At 45.0% G+C, this 18,394-nt stretch carries 16 protein-coding genes; 6 read left to right on the forward strand and 10 right to left on the reverse strand.

Annotated features, from left to right (window positions below):
- Positions 1–142 precede the first annotated feature (142 nt).
- From Q1A18_RS15455 to Q1A18_RS15470, 4 genes are all read right to left on the reverse strand, one after another.
- Positions 143–574, reverse strand: coding sequence for a hypothetical protein (locus tag Q1A18_RS15455; RefSeq protein WP_299582533.1), 432 nt, complete (start codon positions 572–574; stop codon positions 143–145).
- 328 nt (positions 575–902) lie between these two features.
- On the reverse strand, positions 903–1,373 hold the full coding sequence (queF, locus tag Q1A18_RS15460) for a preQ(1) synthase (RefSeq protein ID WP_299582536.1): 471 nt from the start codon (positions 1,371–1,373) through the stop codon (positions 903–905).
- A gap of 86 nt (positions 1,374–1,459) precedes the next feature.
- Positions 1,460–2,107 carry a 7-cyano-7-deazaguanine synthase QueC gene (queC, locus tag Q1A18_RS15465; RefSeq protein WP_299582539.1) on the reverse strand — a complete coding sequence of 216 codons (648 nt, stop codon included), beginning with the start codon at positions 2,105–2,107 and terminating at the stop codon, positions 1,460–1,462.
- A complete protein-coding gene (locus tag Q1A18_RS15470) occupies positions 2,107–2,787 on the reverse strand; it encodes a queuosine precursor transporter (protein ID WP_299582542.1) in 681 nt (226 codons plus the stop codon). The genes queC and Q1A18_RS15470 overlap by 1 nt, the downstream gene beginning before the upstream one ends.
- A gap of 204 nt (positions 2,788–2,991) precedes the next feature.
- On the opposite strand from Q1A18_RS15470, the gene nikR reads away from it, so the two are divergent.
- The 6 genes from nikR to Q1A18_RS15500 all read left to right on the forward strand — a co-directional run bounded on the left by nikR (position 2,992) and on the right by Q1A18_RS15500 (position 8,371).
- Complete coding sequence (gene nikR, locus Q1A18_RS15475; RefSeq protein WP_299582545.1) at positions 2,992–3,393, forward strand: nickel-responsive transcriptional regulator NikR; 402 nt, start codon at positions 2,992–2,994, stop codon at positions 3,391–3,393.
- Positions 3,394–3,455: 62 nt separating this feature from the next.
- Positions 3,456–4,292, forward strand: coding sequence for an ATP-dependent sacrificial sulfur transferase LarE (gene larE, locus Q1A18_RS15480; protein ID WP_299582548.1), 837 nt, complete (start codon positions 3,456–3,458; stop codon positions 4,290–4,292).
- A 6-nt stretch (positions 4,293–4,298) separates the two neighbouring features.
- The gene (larC, locus tag Q1A18_RS15485) at positions 4,299–5,474 is read left to right on the forward strand and encodes a nickel pincer cofactor biosynthesis protein LarC (protein ID WP_299582551.1); all 1,176 of its coding nucleotides are present in this window, start codon (positions 4,299–4,301) and stop codon (positions 5,472–5,474) included.
- A complete protein-coding gene (gene larB / locus Q1A18_RS15490) occupies positions 5,471–6,208 on the forward strand; it encodes a nickel pincer cofactor biosynthesis protein LarB (protein ID WP_299582554.1) in 738 nt (245 codons plus the stop codon). Before larC ends, larB begins: the two co-directional genes overlap by 4 nt.
- Positions 6,209–6,222: 14 nt before the next feature.
- Positions 6,223–6,918 carry a sulfite exporter TauE/SafE family protein gene (locus Q1A18_RS15495; protein ID WP_299582557.1) on the forward strand — a complete coding sequence of 232 codons (696 nt, stop codon included), beginning with the start codon at positions 6,223–6,225 and terminating at the stop codon, positions 6,916–6,918.
- Positions 6,919–7,147: 229 nt separating this feature from the next.
- Complete coding sequence (locus tag Q1A18_RS15500) at positions 7,148–8,371, forward strand: DEAD/DEAH box helicase (protein WP_299582560.1); 1,224 nt, start codon at positions 7,148–7,150, stop codon at positions 8,369–8,371.
- 100 nt (positions 8,372–8,471) lie between these two features.
- Here Q1A18_RS15500 and Q1A18_RS15505 read toward each other — a convergent pair whose 3' ends face one another.
- The 6 genes from Q1A18_RS15505 to Q1A18_RS15530 form a co-directional block, all read right to left on the reverse strand.
- A complete protein-coding gene (locus Q1A18_RS15505; protein WP_299582563.1) occupies positions 8,472–10,124 on the reverse strand; it encodes an AMP-binding protein in 1,653 nt (550 codons plus the stop codon).
- 30 nt (positions 10,125–10,154) lie between these two features.
- On the reverse strand, positions 10,155–10,730 hold the full coding sequence (locus Q1A18_RS15510) for an XRE family transcriptional regulator (protein ID WP_299582566.1): 576 nt from the start codon (positions 10,728–10,730) through the stop codon (positions 10,155–10,157).
- 215 nt (positions 10,731–10,945) lie between these two features.
- Positions 10,946–12,766 carry a patatin-like phospholipase family protein gene (locus Q1A18_RS15515; RefSeq protein WP_299582569.1) on the reverse strand — a complete coding sequence of 607 codons (1,821 nt, stop codon included), beginning with the start codon at positions 12,764–12,766 and terminating at the stop codon, positions 10,946–10,948.
- A 235-nt stretch (positions 12,767–13,001) separates the two neighbouring features.
- The gene (gene glgP, locus Q1A18_RS15520) at positions 13,002–15,590 is read right to left on the reverse strand and encodes an alpha-glucan family phosphorylase (protein ID WP_299582572.1); all 2,589 of its coding nucleotides are present in this window, start codon (positions 15,588–15,590) and stop codon (positions 13,002–13,004) included.
- A gap of 130 nt (positions 15,591–15,720) precedes the next feature.
- A complete protein-coding gene (locus Q1A18_RS15525) occupies positions 15,721–17,079 on the reverse strand; it encodes a glycoside hydrolase family 57 protein (protein ID WP_299582575.1) in 1,359 nt (452 codons plus the stop codon).
- A 13-nt stretch (positions 17,080–17,092) separates the two neighbouring features.
- Positions 17,093–18,385: a glycosyltransferase family 4 protein gene (locus Q1A18_RS15530; protein WP_299582578.1), complete on the reverse strand. Its 1,293-nt coding sequence runs from the start codon at positions 18,383–18,385 to the stop codon at positions 17,093–17,095.
- Positions 18,386–18,394 lie beyond the last annotated feature (9 nt).

Consider the following 18,394-nt stretch of genomic DNA (forward strand, 5'->3'; position numbering starts at 1 on the left):
CAACATCACTTTTTAAACTCAGTCCAAAAGTGCTGTTCCCCATCTTCTTTTCCGCTTTCCACTTCCAGTTTCCTGAACTCAGCCTGTTGATTGTCTTTTTCATACCTGTTCTTTTTAGTCTGGTTTTGATTTTATTCTCCAACTACGATTTGGAAACTAAATAAACATGTTTTCCAACTGTCAGTCGTATTTCTCCATCCACTTTTTCAAGGAGTAAGCCAAGAATTATCTTTCCCTGAACTTCAATGACAACATCACTTTTTAAACTCAGTCCAAAAGTGCTGTTCCCCATCTTCTTTTCCGCTTTCCACTTCCAGTTTCCTGAAATATCACTTTTAGTCCCCCTGTCATAAACCACCACGGTAGCTGTCGAATCCGAATTTAGCTTAAAACTAGTTACTAACCTTCCTGTTGAATCCTGCTTTTGGATCGCTGAATCATCCTTCTCCTTTTCAGCCAGTTGCCAGGAACCTACCACATGGTCTCGCTTGATGGAGTCAGTACTTGTAGGCGAAGAACACGAGGCCATAACAAGAATTGAAAAAACAAGGGCAGCTGTCTTGAAATATTTCATAGCTCGGCTGTTTAGATTTTAGGAGTCAGCAAACAAAAATTTAGTCCTTTTGCCAGAATCAACTCTTGTTAAATTTAGCAATAATATTTCACATGATAACAAACAACCCCGCTATTTTTTTTGAATCAACACAAAAACACGACTAACAACGTCAATTTAAAACAATCCTCGAGGAGTGAACCAAAGGGCATCACAGCCCTTTAAACAAAGTGCATCTTTCTTAAAAAAGCCAACAAAAAAAGTAGCTATACTCAATACACATAATAAAGTATAACCTATTTAGAAATAAAAAAGGAGCTGACTTTCATTTCCCGACGCCAATTATAAGCTAGCGATTGTCTACACGCTCCGGGTTTAAATCATGATGCTGCATCCGAAACCACGCCAGTTCCTCATACTTGGTACCCGGCTGCCCATAGTTGGCATACGGATCGATGCTGATGCCACCACGAGGTAAAAACTTCCCCCACACTTCAATGTATTTGGGATTCATCAACCCAATCAGGTCTTTCATAATGATATTGATACAATCTTCATGAAAGTCGCCACGATTGCGAAAACTAAATAAATACAACTTCAGCGACTTGCTTTCAACCATTCTTTTACCCGGCACATAACTGATGTAAATGGTGGCAAAATCAGGCTGACCGGTAATCGGGCATAAGCTTGTAAATTCCGGGGCATTAAATTTCACCCAGTAATCATTGTCCGGATGCTTGTTATCAAAAGCTTCCAACGCTTCAGGGCTGTAATCAAACGAATAATTGGTTTCGTTGCCCAATTGTTTTAACTCATTCATAAACCAGTAATTTGTAATTAAACTATAAGGAAATCGTCTTCAGCTAGCGGTCTTGTGGAGAAAGCCCCACAAGTAGCGCAGCTCTTTTACCGTCTTTCTAAGTAGGCCTCTAAGCCATTTTGGCGCAAGCGACAAGCCGGACACTGTCCACAACCCGCTCCAACCAGTCCGTTGTAGCATGTGAGCGTTTCGTACCGAACCAAATCGAATACCCCCAAGTCATCAGCCAACTGCCAAATTTCTTCTTTGGTTTTCCACATCAAAGGCGTATGAATTTCATACGGGTAATCCATAGACAGGTTCAGGGTTTGATTCAAAGACCGGATAAACTCATCCCGACAATCCGGATAGCCACTGTAGTCAGCCTGCCCAACTCCAGTTACCAGGTGATGAATCTCTTTGGATTTGGCAAATATGGCAGCATAAGTCAGAAACAAGAGATTACGCCCTTCAACCAAGGTATTGGGAGGACGGTCAGCCGGTTTATCAGTTTCCACCGCCAAGGCAGGATCCGTTAACGCATTGCTGGTCAATTGCGACAATAGATCAAGCTGAAAGACATGCAAAGGAATGCCAGCTCGCTCAGCAATCGAAGTGGCCAGTTCCAACTCTAACCGGTGCTTTTGGCCGTAATCAAATGAAATGGCTTCGACTCTGTCGAATTGAGATTTGGCCCAGTACAGACAAGTCGTTGAATCCTGCCCGCCTGAAAACACAACCAATGCCTTCTTCATCAAATTTCTTTTAAGCGAAATGGATTGTAGGAAATGTTTTCATCAAAGGTATCTACCCCTTCAATGGATTTTACCTTTTGCACCACTTGAAAAGTCAGGGGCAAAACCAGGATTTCATAGGCTGTTTTCAGCAAGGCCTGTGTCAGAATCATACCCAGAATAACGGGTATTGGGAAGATACCGGCAAAAGCAATCGTAATAAAAATCAGCGAGTCAGCTCCTTCTCCCGCCAAGGTTGATACAATGGCCCGCAACGAGAAATTCTTTCCCTGAGTCATCAGTTTGAACTTACTCATTACATAGGCATTCAAAAAAGAACCAACGACATAGGCCATTAAACTGGCAAAAACAATACGAATGGAACTTCCCAGAATGGACTGAAAAGCAGCCTGATCCTCATAAAACGGAGCCGACGGCATGCTAATGGCCAGCATAAAAAAGAAAGCGGCCAAAACGTTAACACCAAAGCCAGCCCAGATAATCAACCGCGCTTTCGCATAGCCCCACACTTCTGCAATCACATCGTTGATGATATAAGCCAATGGGAAAATTAACACACCCGCTGGTGCCGACCATGGCCCAATGAGAATAATTTTTGACGCTAAAATGTTTGAGATTAACAGGCAGGCAGCAAACAATACTCCTGCCAACAGGAATAAGACAGATACTTTGTTCTTCATGATTTCTTGTTTTTTACGTGGTTACCAAGCACACGATGTTCATACTGCCGCAAAGATAATTGTTTTTCCTGAGATGCAATCCGCCATTTTAAAATCGATCTATCAAGATCTGAGGCAACTAGCAAATAAATGTTAACAGCTCCTACCCTATTCAATTTTTATTAATTTTGATAAAATGTTACCTTTTCACTAAAAGATGTTACTATGAGTGTTTCCCGATTTGGAGTTTCCCTGGAAAAAGACCTGCTGGATGCGTTGGACCAATACGTTAAGGAAAATCATTTCTCCAACCGTTCGCAGGCCATCCGCCAGTTAATCAGCCGGAACATTGCTGAACAAAAATGGCAATGCAACAACTTGGTAGCAGGCTCAGTGACTTTGGTCTATGATCCCAGTCGCCGGGAAATTCTCGCACAACTTGCCGATGTTATGGCTCAATACCATGAAGAAATTTTGTCGACCCAGCGGTTAATCTTAAGTCCGGCAAAACACATGGAAATTGTAGCCATCAAAGGAGTTGCCAAACGGCTGACCGAACTGGCCGACAAATTAATCACAATAAAAGGCATACAACACGGCAAACTCTCAATGAGCCGGGCTGACTAGGCATTTTATCCAGCCTTGTCATTCGGTTAAAATTTCTGTTAACCCAATGAAAATCAGAAAACATGAACAATCCAGACCCCCAACTTCAAAATAAACTCAACCTGCTGGAAAAATGGTATTCCGAGCGAAAAGGCTCCATTGTTGCTTTTTCCGGAGGAATCGATTCAACGCTGGTTCTTTTTCTTGCCCGGAAATTTCAGGGGAAGGACAATGCCATTGGTGTAATCTCCAACTCCGAGAGTTTGAAAACAAAGGACTTTGAGCTGGCTCAATCATTCTGCCAGGACTTTGACATCCACCTGGAGATCATCAAAACAGAGGAGCTAAGCGACCTGCGCTACAATCAAAACCCGGAAAATCGCTGCTATTTTTGTAAAGAGCACCTGTTTCACGACTTGCAGACCATCCAGCAGAAATACCCCGCTTTTGACGTTTTAAGCGGAACCAATCAGGACGATTTGGGCGACTATCGGCCCGGCTTGCAAGCTGCAGCCAAGTACCAGGTATTGTCTCCTATGACTGACTGCCAGATCAGCAAAGAAGAGCTGCGCCAGATAGCCCGGTATTTTGAGTTACCCAACTGGGACAAACCCGCCAGCCCGTGCCTGAGTTCACGCATCCCTTACAACCACCAAATTACCCGTGAAAAACTGCAGCAGGTTGAAGCAGCCGAAAACTACCTCAACGAAATGGGATTCCGGGATGTGCGCGTTCGGCACTATGGAGACTATGCCAAAGTAGAAGTTCAGCCCTCCGAAATACAAAAGCTGTTAATCCTTGAAAAGGAAGTGGTTGAAAAGATTGCAGCATTTGGCTTTCAGGAAGTTCAAATAGACAAAGAAGGCTTGGTGTCCGGGAAATTGAACCGGGCTTTGAAAGGAATTAATTACACGAAATAACCAGCTATGAAAATTCTATATTACGATTGTTTTGCAGGAATAAGTGGCGATATGAATTTAGGCGCCCTGCTTGACCTGGGTGTTGACGCCAACTACCTGAAAACAGAATTGGAAAAACTCAATATTGAAGGTTTTCACCTCGAAATAAAACAAGACCAGCGACGGGGCATAACCGGCACCAAAGCCGATGTGATTATTGAAAACCCGGATAATGAAAAGCACCGTCATCTGCGACACGTAGAAGAAATTGTCAACAACAGTTCGCTGCCACAACAAGTCAAAACCAATGCCCTGAAAATTTTTGATCTGGTAGCCGAAGCTGAAGCCAAAGTTCACAACATTTCAAAAGAGAAAGTCCATTTTCATGAGGTAGGTGCGCTCGACTCCATTGCTGACATTGTCGGGGCTGCCATTTGCCTCGACTACCTGAAAGTGGACAAAGTTATGGCCGCCCCCATTCAACTGGGTGCCGGAACCGTCAAGTGTGCCCATGGCATTATGCCCGTACCCGCTCCTGCTACGGCTGAAATTGTAAAAAACGTTCCCGTCAAAACCGGCCTCGTAAACCACGAAGCCACCACGCCCACCGGTGCAGCTATTCTGGTTGCCATGGTCGATCAGTTTACCGGGCACATCAATCTGCCCATTACAAAAACAGCTTACGGCATTGGCAATCGCGACAGCGAAGTTCCCAATGTTTTGCGCGTGTACTTGCTCGAGGATGTTCAGGCCCTGCATGATGTTAGCACCGAGGAAGCCCTCGTGCTGGAAAGCAACATTGACGATATGAATCCTGAGCATTATGATTTTTTGCTGGATCAACTTTTTGATGCCGGCGCCAACGATGCCTGGCTCACGCCCATCATCATGAAAAAGTCACGCCCGGCCGTTCAGGTTTCCGTATTATGCCCGCTGGAACAGGCCTTCAATCTTAAAAATGTGATTTTCAAACACAGCACCTCGTTGGGCATACGCGAATACCGCGTAAGCAAAAACAAACTGCGTCGCGAAGAAACAACGGTCGCAACCTCTTATGGCCCTGTTCGGGTGAAAAACAGTTATTTTGACGGACAACGGGTTCGTTCAAAAGCAGAATTTGAAGACTGTAAAAAGCTGGCTTTAAAACACAAGGTCAGCCTTTCAGAAATTGAAAAAGAAATTCGTAAGCAACTGGAATCATGAGTCCCAAAGAACTGCTGGAGAAATATAAAAAAGGAGAGATCAGCCTGACAGAAGCTCTGGAACATTTTCCCGACCGCGGAATTGAAGAAATGGGTTTTGCCACCATCGACACCGACCGGTTGAGCAGAACCGGTCTGCCGGAAGTAATTTATGCCTCAGGCAAAACCGTGGAGCAGGTCAGCCTGATTGCCGAACGCATGTACCAAAAAGGAATTGATGTACTTGCCACACGCGCCACTCCAGCAATGTTTGAAAGCGTGAAACAGCGAATTCCGGGGGCTCAATACAACGAGCTGGCCAAAACCATTACTTACAAGCAAAGCCAAACACCTGCAACAAAAGGCTATATTGCTATTGTTGCAGCCGGAACTTCTGACATTCCTGTGGCCGAAGAAGCCGCTGAAACAGCCCTTTTTCTGGGTAACCGCGTTGAAAAAATCTACGACGTGGGAGTGGCGGGCATCCATCGCCTGTTTCATCGCCTGGAATTGATCCGCAATGCGCGTGTGATTATCGTCGTGGCCGGCATGGAAGGCGCTTTGGCCAGTGTGGTTGGCGGACTGGTAGACAAACCGGTGATCGGTGTGCCAACCAGCATTGGCTATGGAGCCAATTTTGAAGGGCTGTCCGCTTTACTATCCATGCTCAACAGCTGTGCCAGTGGCGTTAGCGTGGTCAACATCGACAATGGCTTTGGTGCAGGCTGCCAAGCTTCACTAATCAATAAACTCTAAAGCAAACAAATAAAATGAACGAACTGTATTTACTATCTCTTTCAGCCGCCTCGTTAGGTTTTATTCATACCATTTTAGGTCCTGACCACTACCTGCCTTTCATTGTATTGAGTAAAGCCAGACAATGGTCGAGCAACAAAACAATGTGGATTACCTTTGTTTCCGGCGTAGGGCACGTTGCCAGCTCCGTCTTGATTGGGTTCCTTGGAATTGCCTTGGGAATCAGCCTCAACAAGCTCGAATCAATTGAAGCGATCCGCGGCGAAATGGTCGGTTGGCTGTTACTGGCCTTTGGACTGGGTTACTCCATCTACGGAATTTACAAATACCTGAAAAGTGTGCCTCACAGCCATCTACCAGCCTTTCTGGTTCCTAAAAAAGTAAGCGAATGGCAACATCTTTCTGCTGAAGAAAAAGAAGATAACACCAAGTTAACGCCATGGCTCCTGTTTCTCATTTTTGTTTTTGGTCCCTGCGAAGTGTTAATTCCCGTGCTTATTTTCCCTGCCTATGCCCACAGCACCGTCGGCATGGTTACCGTATCCCTGATCTTTGGAATAGCCACCATTGGCACCATGCTATTAACCGTTTACCTCGGTCACAAAGGCAGCGCGATGGTTCGTTTTAAAAAGCATGAACGCTACCTGCATTTGCTGGCCGGCATGGTTATCCTGATCAGCGGAGTTGGCATTGTCTTTATGGGGTGGTAATAAGAGCCATACTTCCAAAGGATAAAGAACCATATTTAATCTCCGGAATAGTAGATTGAGGTACGAGCTCAAGATGCTGTATTCTGGGGATTAACTTTTTACTCCAGAACCCCACTCCTTTAAACTCCAAAAAAAATACTACTTTTGTGTGGAACAGATCCGGACAAGCACCTTTCTCAAAAGGCAAGATTCTTATTCCTGATAGTTAGAAACACATTCCATTTTTTATATGAGATTTGACGATTTTGATTTACATGATGACATTCTAGATGCCGTTTTCGATATGGGCTTCGAAGAAGCCACTGCCATTCAGGAAAGCACCATACCGATTATTCTTGAAGGGCACGATTTAATTGCCTGTGCACAAACAGGAACCGGAAAAACTGCCGCATTCATTCTTCCTATTCTGGATAAAATAGCCAGCTACCCGGAAGGAAAAACCCGCGCTTTGGTTATTGCTCCTACACGCGAATTAGCCATTCAAATTGAACAGCAAGTGCAAGGCTTTGCCTATTATTTGGGCATCACCTCCATTGCCATGTATGGCGGTGGCGATGGCAGCGAGTGGGAACTTCAGCGTCAGGCGCTGAACAAAGGAGTTGATCTGATAGTCGCTACTCCGGGGAAATTAATTTCTTTTCTTGATAACGGAATTGCCCAACTGGACAGTGTTGAGTTTGTGGTGCTGGATGAAGCCGACCGTATGCTGGACATTGGCTTTTACGATGACATCATCAAAATTTTCAGCAACCTGCCGGAAAAACGACAGACCCTAATGTATAGCGCCACCATGCCACCCAAAATCCGCACGCTGGCGTCTAAAATTTTAACCGATCCCAAAGAGTTCAGCACAGCCATCAGCAAACCGGCAGAAGGCGTATTGCAAGCAGCTTATTTGTGCTTCGAAAATCAAAAAACACCGCTGATTGAATCGCTGATTGAAGGCAAGGACGACTGCCAAAGCATCATCATTTTCAGCTCAACCAAGAAAAAAGTGTCCACAATTGCGCGCACACTTAAAAAGAAAGGATTTGTTGCAGAAGGCATCTCCTCGGATTTGGAGCAAAAAGAGCGGGAAGATGTGCTGATGCGCTTCAAAGCCAGACAGGTTCGTATTTTGGTTGCAACCGATGTACTAAGCCGTGGAATTGACATCAAGGACATTAACCTGGTTATTAACTACGATGTGCCAGGTGATGCCGAAGACTATGTCCACCGCATTGGACGTACGGCCCGTGCCAACACCACCGGAATTGCCCTGACCCTGATTAATGAGGACGACATGTACAAGTTTCAACAGATTGAATCGCTGATTGAAACCGAAGTCTTTAAAGCGCCACTTCCTCCACACCTGGGTGATGGTCCTGCTTGGAAAGTTAGCTCCAAAGGAAAGGGCAAAGGGAAATACGGCAAAAAGAAAAATTTTCGGGGAAAATCAGGAAAACGCAACTAAGTTCCAACCCCATTTAAAATAAAAGAACCCTCTGGAGTCAAAGCGCTCACAGAGGGTTTTTAGTTTATTCCGATCCGGAATCCCAAACAATCGGTTGGGGCTATACCACCTCAATCCCTTGTTTCTTCAGTAATTCCAGACCAACTTCTTTCAGTTTATATTTTTGTATTTTTCCGCTGGCAGTCATCGGATATTCTTTAACAAAAAAGATGTACTTTGGAATTTTAAACCGGGCAATTTTTCCACGGCAGTACTCCTTAATGTCTTCTTGTTCTAGGGTCATTCCTTCTTTCAGTTTGATGAATGCCCCCACTTGCTCTCCATATTTGGGACTGGGAATTCCGGCAACTTCTACCGATTCAATCTCCGGCATTTGGTACAGAAAGTTTTCAATTTCACGGGGATAGATATTTTCACCGCCCCGGATAATCATGTCTTTAATTCGTCCGGTGATCCGGTAAAACCCATCGGTAGTTTTAACGGCCAGGTCCCCCGAATGCAGCCATCCGTCTTCATCAATAGCGTTGCGGGTAGCTTCCTCATTTTTGTAGTAGCCTTTCATGATGTTATAGCCACGACAGCAAATCTCTCCCTGCTCGCCTTCTTCGCACTCTTCTCCTGTTTCCGGATTGACAATCTTCACCTCCACATTCGGAAATTCAAAACCAACCGTTGTGGCACGTACTTCTGCCGAGTTGTGGCTGCGTGTTGCCGTCATTCCCGGTGAAGTTTCGGTTAAACCATACACACTGATGATGTCTTTACAGTGCATTTTGGTCATCACTTCCTTCATGGTCTCAATCGGACACAAAGCGCCCGCCATAATTCCGGTACGCAGCGAACTCAGATCAAACATGTTAAACATGGGGTGATTAAGCTCGGCGATAAACATGGTAGGCACGCCATGAAGCGCTGTACAACGCTCTTTCTCCACCGAGGCAAGCACCATCAACGGATCAAAGTTTTCAGTAACAACCATGGTTGCACCATGACTAACAATCGCACAAACCGCTAAAACACAACCGAAGCAGTGGAAGAAAGGTACACATACCAACAAACGATCGTCGGCGGTAAATTTCATACACTCGCCAGCCGAATAGCCGCTGTTCAGAATATTGTGATGCGACAACATGACCCCTTTGGGAAAACCAGTTGTCCCTGATGTATATTGCATGTTAACCACATCGTGTGGATTCACCTTCAGCTTAGCTTCTTCCAACTCCAGGTCATCCAGATGCTCACCAAGCAAAATCAGTTCGGCGGTATTAAACATGCCCCGGTGCTTTTCCGGCCCAATGAAAATAACATTGCGAAGTTCCGGAAACTTCTCTGATTTGAGATGACAGCGGGGATGCGTTTTCAGCTCCGGCACCAACTCAAATATCATGTTGACATAGTCGCTGTCGCGCCAACCATCCACCAGGCACAGGGTATGAATATCTGCATTCTTCAGCAAATACTCCAGCTCGGCCAGCTTGTAGTTGGTGTTAATAGTCACCAGAACTGCTCCGATCTTTGCCGTTGCAAACATAAAAGTTAACCAATCCGGAACATTATTGGCCCAGATGCCCACTTTATCGCCAACGCCAACCCCGTTGAACATTAACCCTTTGGCCAGTTTATCTACCCGTTCGTTAAATTCGTGGTAAGTAAAACGCAGGTCGCGATCAGGATACACGATGAATTCCTGATCGGGAGTTTCGTAAGCATACTTCTCTAAAATTCCGCCTAGCGTGTAGTCGAGTAATTGCATTTTTCTTTCTTTTATAAATCGAAGCGTGTTTTAGTAAGGAGCATACACTACCGCCAATATTTTGGCTGGCTGTTTGTTTCCTGCATGCACATTGTGCGATACAATGGAGTCCAGGTAAATGCTGTCACCGGTTCCCAGTTGATACAGTTCTTTACCATAATTTATCTCGATTTGTCCTTCCAAAACATAGATAAACTCTTCTCCTTCATGCGATGATAGCATGTAATCCGATTGCTCTCCGGGTTCTATTTCTACGATAAATGGTTCCATGTTACGTCCTACTTTGTCAAATGCCAGCGACAGAAAATTCAGGTGTTCACGCGAGCCATTTTGCTGCGAGGTAAACCGAACGCCTTTTTCATGCTCGTTGGCACGCACAATTGCCGGCCCCAGGTTACTGCTGTCATCCAGGAAAGTTCCAAGACGAACACCCAAGGCCCGGGCTATTTTTATGAGGGGTGCCAGAGAAGGCAACACCTCACCTTTTTCTATTTTTTGAAGCTGATCAATACTGATATTCGTTTTTTCGGCCATGATTTCCAGGCTTACTTCTTTCATCTCACGAATTTGCTTTACTTTCTTTCCAAGATCATGTTTTTTTGCCATGCTGGTCCACTTTAAGTCTGGTCACAAATTTAATTTTATTTTTAAGCCAGACAAACCTGAACTTCCAAGAAACCGCTTATTTATCGCCATTTACATGACATTTAGAAACAATATAAATTTCAATCCGACTTGTGAAAAAATCCAGATTTTTACTAAAGAATTCATATCGAAGTGAATTAAAAATCGCAGGTATTTTGCTCAAAAAGCACACAAAATCAGAGATCATCCAAAAGTAAATGCCGCTTCTCCAGTTCAATAATGACCGCATCGAGGAATTTCGTAGCCATTAGCTTTTTGGCTTGGGCAATACCAACACGCCTCCCCACCCGCGAAGCCACCCGCAACAGGATCTTTTTCAGCAGGCTTTTTTGGCGCAAGCGGCCAATGATTTGGCTGGGAGCCTTATCGCCTTGTCCATGCCGTTCGCCATTCATGATGTTTTCCAATACTGCTTCAAACCGATCCTGCAGTTTATCTTCCAACTCCAGCAACTCCCGCACACTCATTTTAACCGAATCATAGGCAATACCAGTTTCTTCAGGCACCTGCTCCAGCAATCGACTTGTTCCATCCGGGTTTTCCACCACCCGCAAATCCGGGATAATCGGCAGAAAGACACCGGGTCCTTCCTGCGCCGGAATCCGGAAGCGTTCTACATCACGGTATCCTGCCATCAGGATGGGATTGTTCTTTTCCAACGGAACGCTGAAATACTTTTGCAAAAAAAGCTGACAATTTCGCCGTCCCAATAAGAAGTCGTGCTCCCGGAATTCCTTTTTAAAGAACCCGGCAAAGCCGCCTAAACCACCACATGCTAAGGGAAAGCTCTGCTTTTCATGATTCTGATAACGGACAGGCAACACCATAAAACGGGTGTAGTTTTCCTCATCGTAAGCCTTAACCAACTCTTCCTCCTTAAACATCAATTGTTGCCGCATAGCATTCACCAACTCCGGAACGGCAAACTTAATCGCGTCCATGGGTTCGTTTTCCTCCACCATCCCCTGATCACTCGGAAAAGGATCAATCATAATCAGGGTGGTATCGAACGACGATGCAGACCGTTTTAACTCATAGTTGCGGGCTTCCATCTTTTTCCCTTCTGCCAGCAGGCAATCCTTGGCGCGACGTATCAAAATCTGGTCTGTCAGGCCAAAAGGTTCATTGTTGATCACTCCGCCATCCACATTCACACAGGTATAATCGTGTTCCGTTTCCAGTTTGAGATGCTCTTTCCCCGTGTTCAGAAACAAATTATCAAGCACATAACGTGGTGAACGGCTCAATTTACGGGGACTTAAGCCTACCGGGAATGCTCCGGTGGCAATGGCAGCATCAATCAATAATTCCTTATTAACTCCTTCTATACTATTAAACGACAAAGGAATCATGCCATTCCCTTCGTAGTGCCCATCTTCGGAAAGTTTGAAATGCGCCAAATCCTGGTGACGGGTCATGCGATGAACGCTTTCACCCAAAGCCGTTTTAAAGCGCAACTCATAATTGTACCCCCGCAAATTGGTTTGGGTGGTTAGAATTTCCAAATCCGAAGCAACATAAGGCCGGTCGACCTGTGGATCTTTAACTGCCGGATCAATCAAGCGAGAAGCGACTTTTTCAATAAAGCCAGAATCAAAAAGCGATTTTACTTCATGGCCCGGATGCCGACTGATATCTTCCGTATCCAACATTTGCTCCATCATGTTTTGATACTCGGTTTCGGTCAGGTTCACCCAGGCATCAAACAAGGGATTGCTAGCGGCTTCCGATGATTGGTAGTTGGCTGTTGTTACCGGCGGAAATTGTTGCTCAAAGGCACAGGAGCTAATCGCTGCGGTCATTCCTCCCGCCGAAGCTCCGGTAAGCACTTCAATGACCACATTATGCCTGGGAACTCCCGGCAAGTTCAGGTCTTTCGCTTTTTGCCAATGTTCCAGCGATTCGAGCAAATAATCAATCACTCCAGCCGTGTAAGCGCCTGCCGAAACAGCACCAGCCATGCAAATACCAATCCGAATTGTTTTAGGTTCAGTCATACCACGTTTTTTAGGGTTAACATTCAAAAACATACATGCCTTGCAGGGAGAAGGTGTTGGCTTTGCCAACTACACGGCTAGTCGGGTTGACTGGTTTTAGTACTAAAGATACAACATAAAAAGCAGACGAGTCAAATATAATCAGAGAATGGTTCCACGCCCCTGTAAAACGCAAAAACGGAAGACAAGCACCAGGCTTATCTTCCGTTTATAGATTCATTTTCAATCCTTTTTATCAGAACCAGCGAAGGTAGGTAAAGTCTTGCCGGTGTGGTAATTTTTCGTTTTTAGGAAACATCCGAATGGCATAATTGTAAGCCCCTGGATGAACCAGATGAAGGTTCAATTTATAGGTTGTCAATCCATTTTCCGATTTCACCAAGTCAAATTCCTTTCGCTCTACCAGTTCCGGTTCATCATTGAGGCCAGCCGTCTCAGTCATCACAATTTCCACGCCTACTTCGTCGGGCGACAGACCTTTCAAATCCAGAACCACCTGTGCCAGATATTCTTCTCCAATACGAATGGCGTTGGTAATACCATCTGCCATTTCAAGTTCCTTGAGCTCAATGCTCTCCCAGGTGGAGGCAACCTTATTCTTCCAGGCCACAATTTCCCGTGCTTCTTTAAAATCATCCGCTTTCAACCGATTGCCACGCGCTGCCTGCGGCACATAAAAGCGCTCCTGGTAATCCCGGATCATCCGGCTGGTTGTAAAGTTTGGCGCCACCTGAGCCTGTGTATTCTTGATGTAGCCAACCCACTCTTCAGGAATATTATCTGCGTTCCGCTTGTAAAAAGTCGGTACAATCTCATCCTCAAACAGGTTGTAAATTGTTTGCGCATCCAATTCATCCTGGAAGTCCTGAACATCGTAAGATCGCTCCAAAGGCAAAGCCCAACCGGCCCCTTCGTGGTAACCTTCCACCCACCAGCCATCCAATACCGAAAAGTGCAAGGTTCCATTCATCACTCCTTTTTCACCGCTGGTTCCGGAAGCTTCAAGCGGACGGGTTGGAGTATTCAACCAAATATCAACCCCCTGAAGCAATCGTTTGGCCAAATCCATATCGTAATTCTGAATGAATAGAATCTTACCCAGAAATTCAGGACGTTTGGAAATTTCGATAATGTATTTAATCAAATCCTGTCCGGCTTTGTCAGCAGGATGGGCCTTCCCGGCAAAAATAAACTGAACGGGACACTCGGGATTATTAACAATTGCCGCCAGACGATCGAGGTTGCGGAACAGCAAATGCGCCCGCTTGTAGGTGGCAAAACGCCGGGCAAAACCAATCGTCAATGCTTTGGGATTAAGACTGCTAATCACCTCTGTAATCAACTTGGGGCTTTCATTCCGCTTCACCCAGTTGTCGGCAAAACGTTTCTTGATATACTCAATCAGCTTGGCTCGCAGGCTCTCTTTGAGTTCCCAAATTTCCTCATCAGGCACTTTATAAATCTTATCCCATAAATCAGCATCCAGCTGGTTGCGGGTAAAGTTATCGCCAAAATATTTCTGATGAATGGTCTTCCACTCATTGGCAGTCCAGGTATCGTAATGAACACCATTGGTCACATAGCCAATATTCAGTTCTTCAGATAAATAGCCCTGATACAAGGGTTTTAAAATATGTTTAGAGACCTCGCCATGCAGCATACTAACACCATTGATGCCTTGGGACAGGTTTGCCGCCAAGAAACTCATGTTGAAATGATCTTCATGCGGAGCCGCTTTCCCTAGCATAATGAATTCTTCCCAGGCCAAACCAATTTTCGCCGGGAATTTATTCATATACGTGGCAAACAAATCCTGGTGAAACGAATCGTGACCGGCAGGAACCGGCGTGTGCGTTGTAAATAAGGTAGACGCCCGAACAATTTCCTTGGCTTCGGCGTAGGTCAGCTTACTTTCTTCAACCAAACCCCGAATCCGCTCCAGCCCAATCATAGCTGCATGCCCTTCGTTACAGTGGTAGATTTCAGCATCCCGATGGCCCAGTTTCTGCAGGGCGCGAATTCCCCCCAGACCAAGCAACATTTCCTGCTTCAGCCGGTTTTCATTATCTCCGCCATACAGGTGATGCGTTACAAAACGGTCGTTCTCACTGTTGGCATCAAAATCAGCATCAAGCAAATACAAGCTAACGGCTCCAACTTTCGCTTCCCAAACCTGCGCATAAAGCGTCCGTCCGGGATACTCCACTTCCACTTGGATCCACTTTCCGTCTTTGTCTAAAGCCGGCTGCACTGGTATTTTCGAGAACTGCTGTGCTTCGTAGTTGGCCATCTGGTCGCCTTGCAACGAAATGGTTTGTTTAAAATACCCATACCGGTAAAGCAGCCCTACAGCCACCAGGTTCGCTTTCGAATCGCTGGCTTCTTTCAGGTAATCACCCGCAAGAATTCCCAGGCCACCTGAAAATATCTTCAGGCTGTCATGTAAACCATATTCCATACTGAAATAAGCCACTTTGGGCCCTTCCCGTTGCTCCCGTTCCTTCTGGTAATTTTGAAAACGGCCATAAATTTGATTCATCGCTTCAAGGAAGGCTTCATCGCTTTCCAATTCGATAAAACGCTGGTAGCTCACCTGTTCCAAAAGCGTAATTGGGTTACGCTCACAGTCTTCCCATACATCTCCATCTATACTAGCAAATAATTCACTGGTTTCGGTATTCCAGGCCCACCAAAGGTTTTTACTTAACTCTTTCAAAGGAGTTAACTTCTCCGGCAAGTTCGACTCAACAAACAACTTTTTCCAATTGGGCATATCTACAACAGGTCGCTTAATATATCTTACACCTTCTGTCTTCATCTCCATCTAACAATTAATGTTTTACTAAACTCATTTCAAACTGAATCTTAAGCACGTTAATTTGAAAAAGCGTCCAAGCATACAACGCTTCCTTCAATTTCTCACAACGATCAGATTCACTGTCTTTTCGCTATACTTATTTCTTGCTTTTTGCTTTTTTTATTGAAGTCGTTTTCGATTTAGCTGCGGCTTTTTTTCGTTTTTCCCGGCTTTGAAGCTGAGCAATCTCCAGCTCATATTTTTTTAACTTTTCTTCCTTCTCTCCCAAAACTTTATTGAGTGCAGCCAATTTGATTTCCAGCTCACTCTCTGGAACAAATGTATTGAGTCTTAGTTTAAAGTCGCTGTACACATTCATGAAATTGATAAACGCTTCATAAGGACTTTCATACGGATTGAAGTAATTATGCACTTCTCCGTCAGAGAAAAATTTGGTACTCATGTAATAAAAGTGGTCACTTACCTGAAGGTAATGCCAGTCTTTATTCAAGGCTTCATCACTTACCTTGCTCATACGGTCTGCCAGCTGGTATACTTTATCGAAGGCCTCCTGCTGCATTTCATTGCCCAGCCAGGCAGTAATATCCCGCTCCTCGTCCGCCCACGAAATAGGATGTTGCACACTAACCGCCGAAACTGGTTGAAATTCATCAGCGATTTCAGAAGGCGTTGCAAAACGGAAATTGGATTGGCTGAACACCGCCTGGGGCAAATGCTCCATAAAGCGAAAAATACCGGACTCTTCCGATTGACGTTCGCCAAAGGCTTCATAGTTCATAAACAGGTTGATAATTTCATCCTTCTTATCATGATTGATCCAACGCACAAATTTCTCAGCCGTTAAAGGGTATTCATTCCATGCCTGGTTGGAAAAGCGAAAAGCAATGTCATCGCTCAATTTGTGGTTGCGCATCAATACCTTTAGTCTGGGCTTAATTGCATTGCAATACAAAAAGTTGGGCGACTTCCAACCCAGAATATGTTTGGCCCCTTCGGTTAACATGGCTTTAAAGCCCATATCAGCCACCATGGCACCTATTTCATCGGAATAGACCAGTTCGGTATTCCTAAAAACCTGCGGTTTCTGCCCAAAATAATGCTCAATGGTTTCGCTGTGTTTTTGCACCTGTTCTTCAAAAAGCTCCTTGCTTTTCAAGGCCACCAGTGAGTTGGAATAGGTTTCAGCCAAAAACTCAACCTGCCCGGTTTGGGCCAGTTCCTGAAAAGACTGCAGCACCTCGGGCGCATACAGTTCAAACTGTTCCAGTGCAGTGCCGGTAATGGAAAAAGCAATTTTAAATTTTCCTTTATGCTTTTTAATGAGCTCAAGCATCCGTTTATTGGTCGGCAAATAGCAGTGGTCAGCTACTTTTCGAAGAATGGTTTCATTGGCATAATCATCGTAGTAGTAATGATCATTTCCAATATCGAAAAAACGGTAACGACGATAACGAAAAGGCTGATGGACTTGAAAATAAAAACAAATGGCTCTCATATCTCTTGTCATTTTAATCATTTTGTAATGCTTGATTATACACATCGCGAACATTTTTAGCAGAGTTTTTCCACTGCAAACTGTCCACTTCTTTTTTTCCATGTTTCATAAACATGTTCCACATTCCCGGGTAGTTAAGCAGGCCGTATATGGCATCGGCCATGGCGTGCACATCCCAGTAATCTGTTTTGACGGCATATTTCAGAATTTCCGCAACACCTGACTGGTTTGAAATAATAACCGGCACATTGGTCTGCATGGCTTCAAGCGGCACAATGCCAAAAGGCTCCGACACGGATGGCATGACAAACACATCACTCATTCGGAACATATCAAAAACATCATCCCCTTTTAGGAAGCCCGTAAAGTGAAAGTGATCCGCGATTTTCAATTCAGCAGCACGTTTCACCATTCGGTTCATCATATCTCCGCTTCCGGCCATCACAAAACGAACATTTTTCATTTGCTTCAGCACCAAATTGGCTGCCTCCACAAAATATTCCGGTCCTTTTTGCATGGTAATGCGCCCCAGAAAAGTGACGATCTTCTCATCGACTCCTTTCTTCAGGCGGATTTTGTCTTCCCGGCTTAAGGGTTCCACCGCATTGTAAACCGTGGTTACCTTCTGCGGATCAATGCCGTATTTTTCAATCACAATCCGGCGGGTCATGTTGCTCACCGTAATAATTTTATCAGCGGCCTGCATGCCGCGTTGCTCGATTTCAAACACCTGAGGATTTACACTTCCGCCACTCCGGTCAAAGTCGGTGGCATGCACATGAATGACCAGCGGCTTTCCACTAACCTCCTTCGCCGCAATACCTGCCGGATAAGCCAGCCAGTCATGCGCATGAATCAGGTCAAACTCCTCGTCGCGGGCAATCACCTCCGCCACCAGCGAATACTTGTAGATTTCGTGCAAGAGATCATTGCCATAGGTTCCGGTAAACTCCAACCGTCCTTCTTCATTGGTTTCAACAAAGCGCGTCTTTTTTGAATATTTCTTACTGCTTAATTTCCAGAATTCTTCCGGGTCCATGTAAGGTACCATGCCGGATTCTACTTCGTAATAGTCAATTTTACGCTGAAGGTCCCGAAACTGAACCTGTTTTCGGGTAATGGGGACTTCGTTCGCTCCGATCAGTTTCATGCTTGATTGATCCTCGTCACCATGCGCCTTGGGAACAACAAAAATGACTTCCACATCCTTGTATTCTGCCAGCCCTTTGGTTAATCCATAACAAGCTGTACCTAAACCTCCGGAAATGTGTGGAGGAAACTCCCAACCAAACATTAAAACTTTCATAAATATTCC

The sequence above is a fragment of the uncultured Sunxiuqinia sp. genome, from assembly GCF_947495665.1.
Classification (GTDB): Bacteria; Bacteroidota; Bacteroidia; order Bacteroidales; family Prolixibacteraceae; genus Sunxiuqinia; species Sunxiuqinia rutila.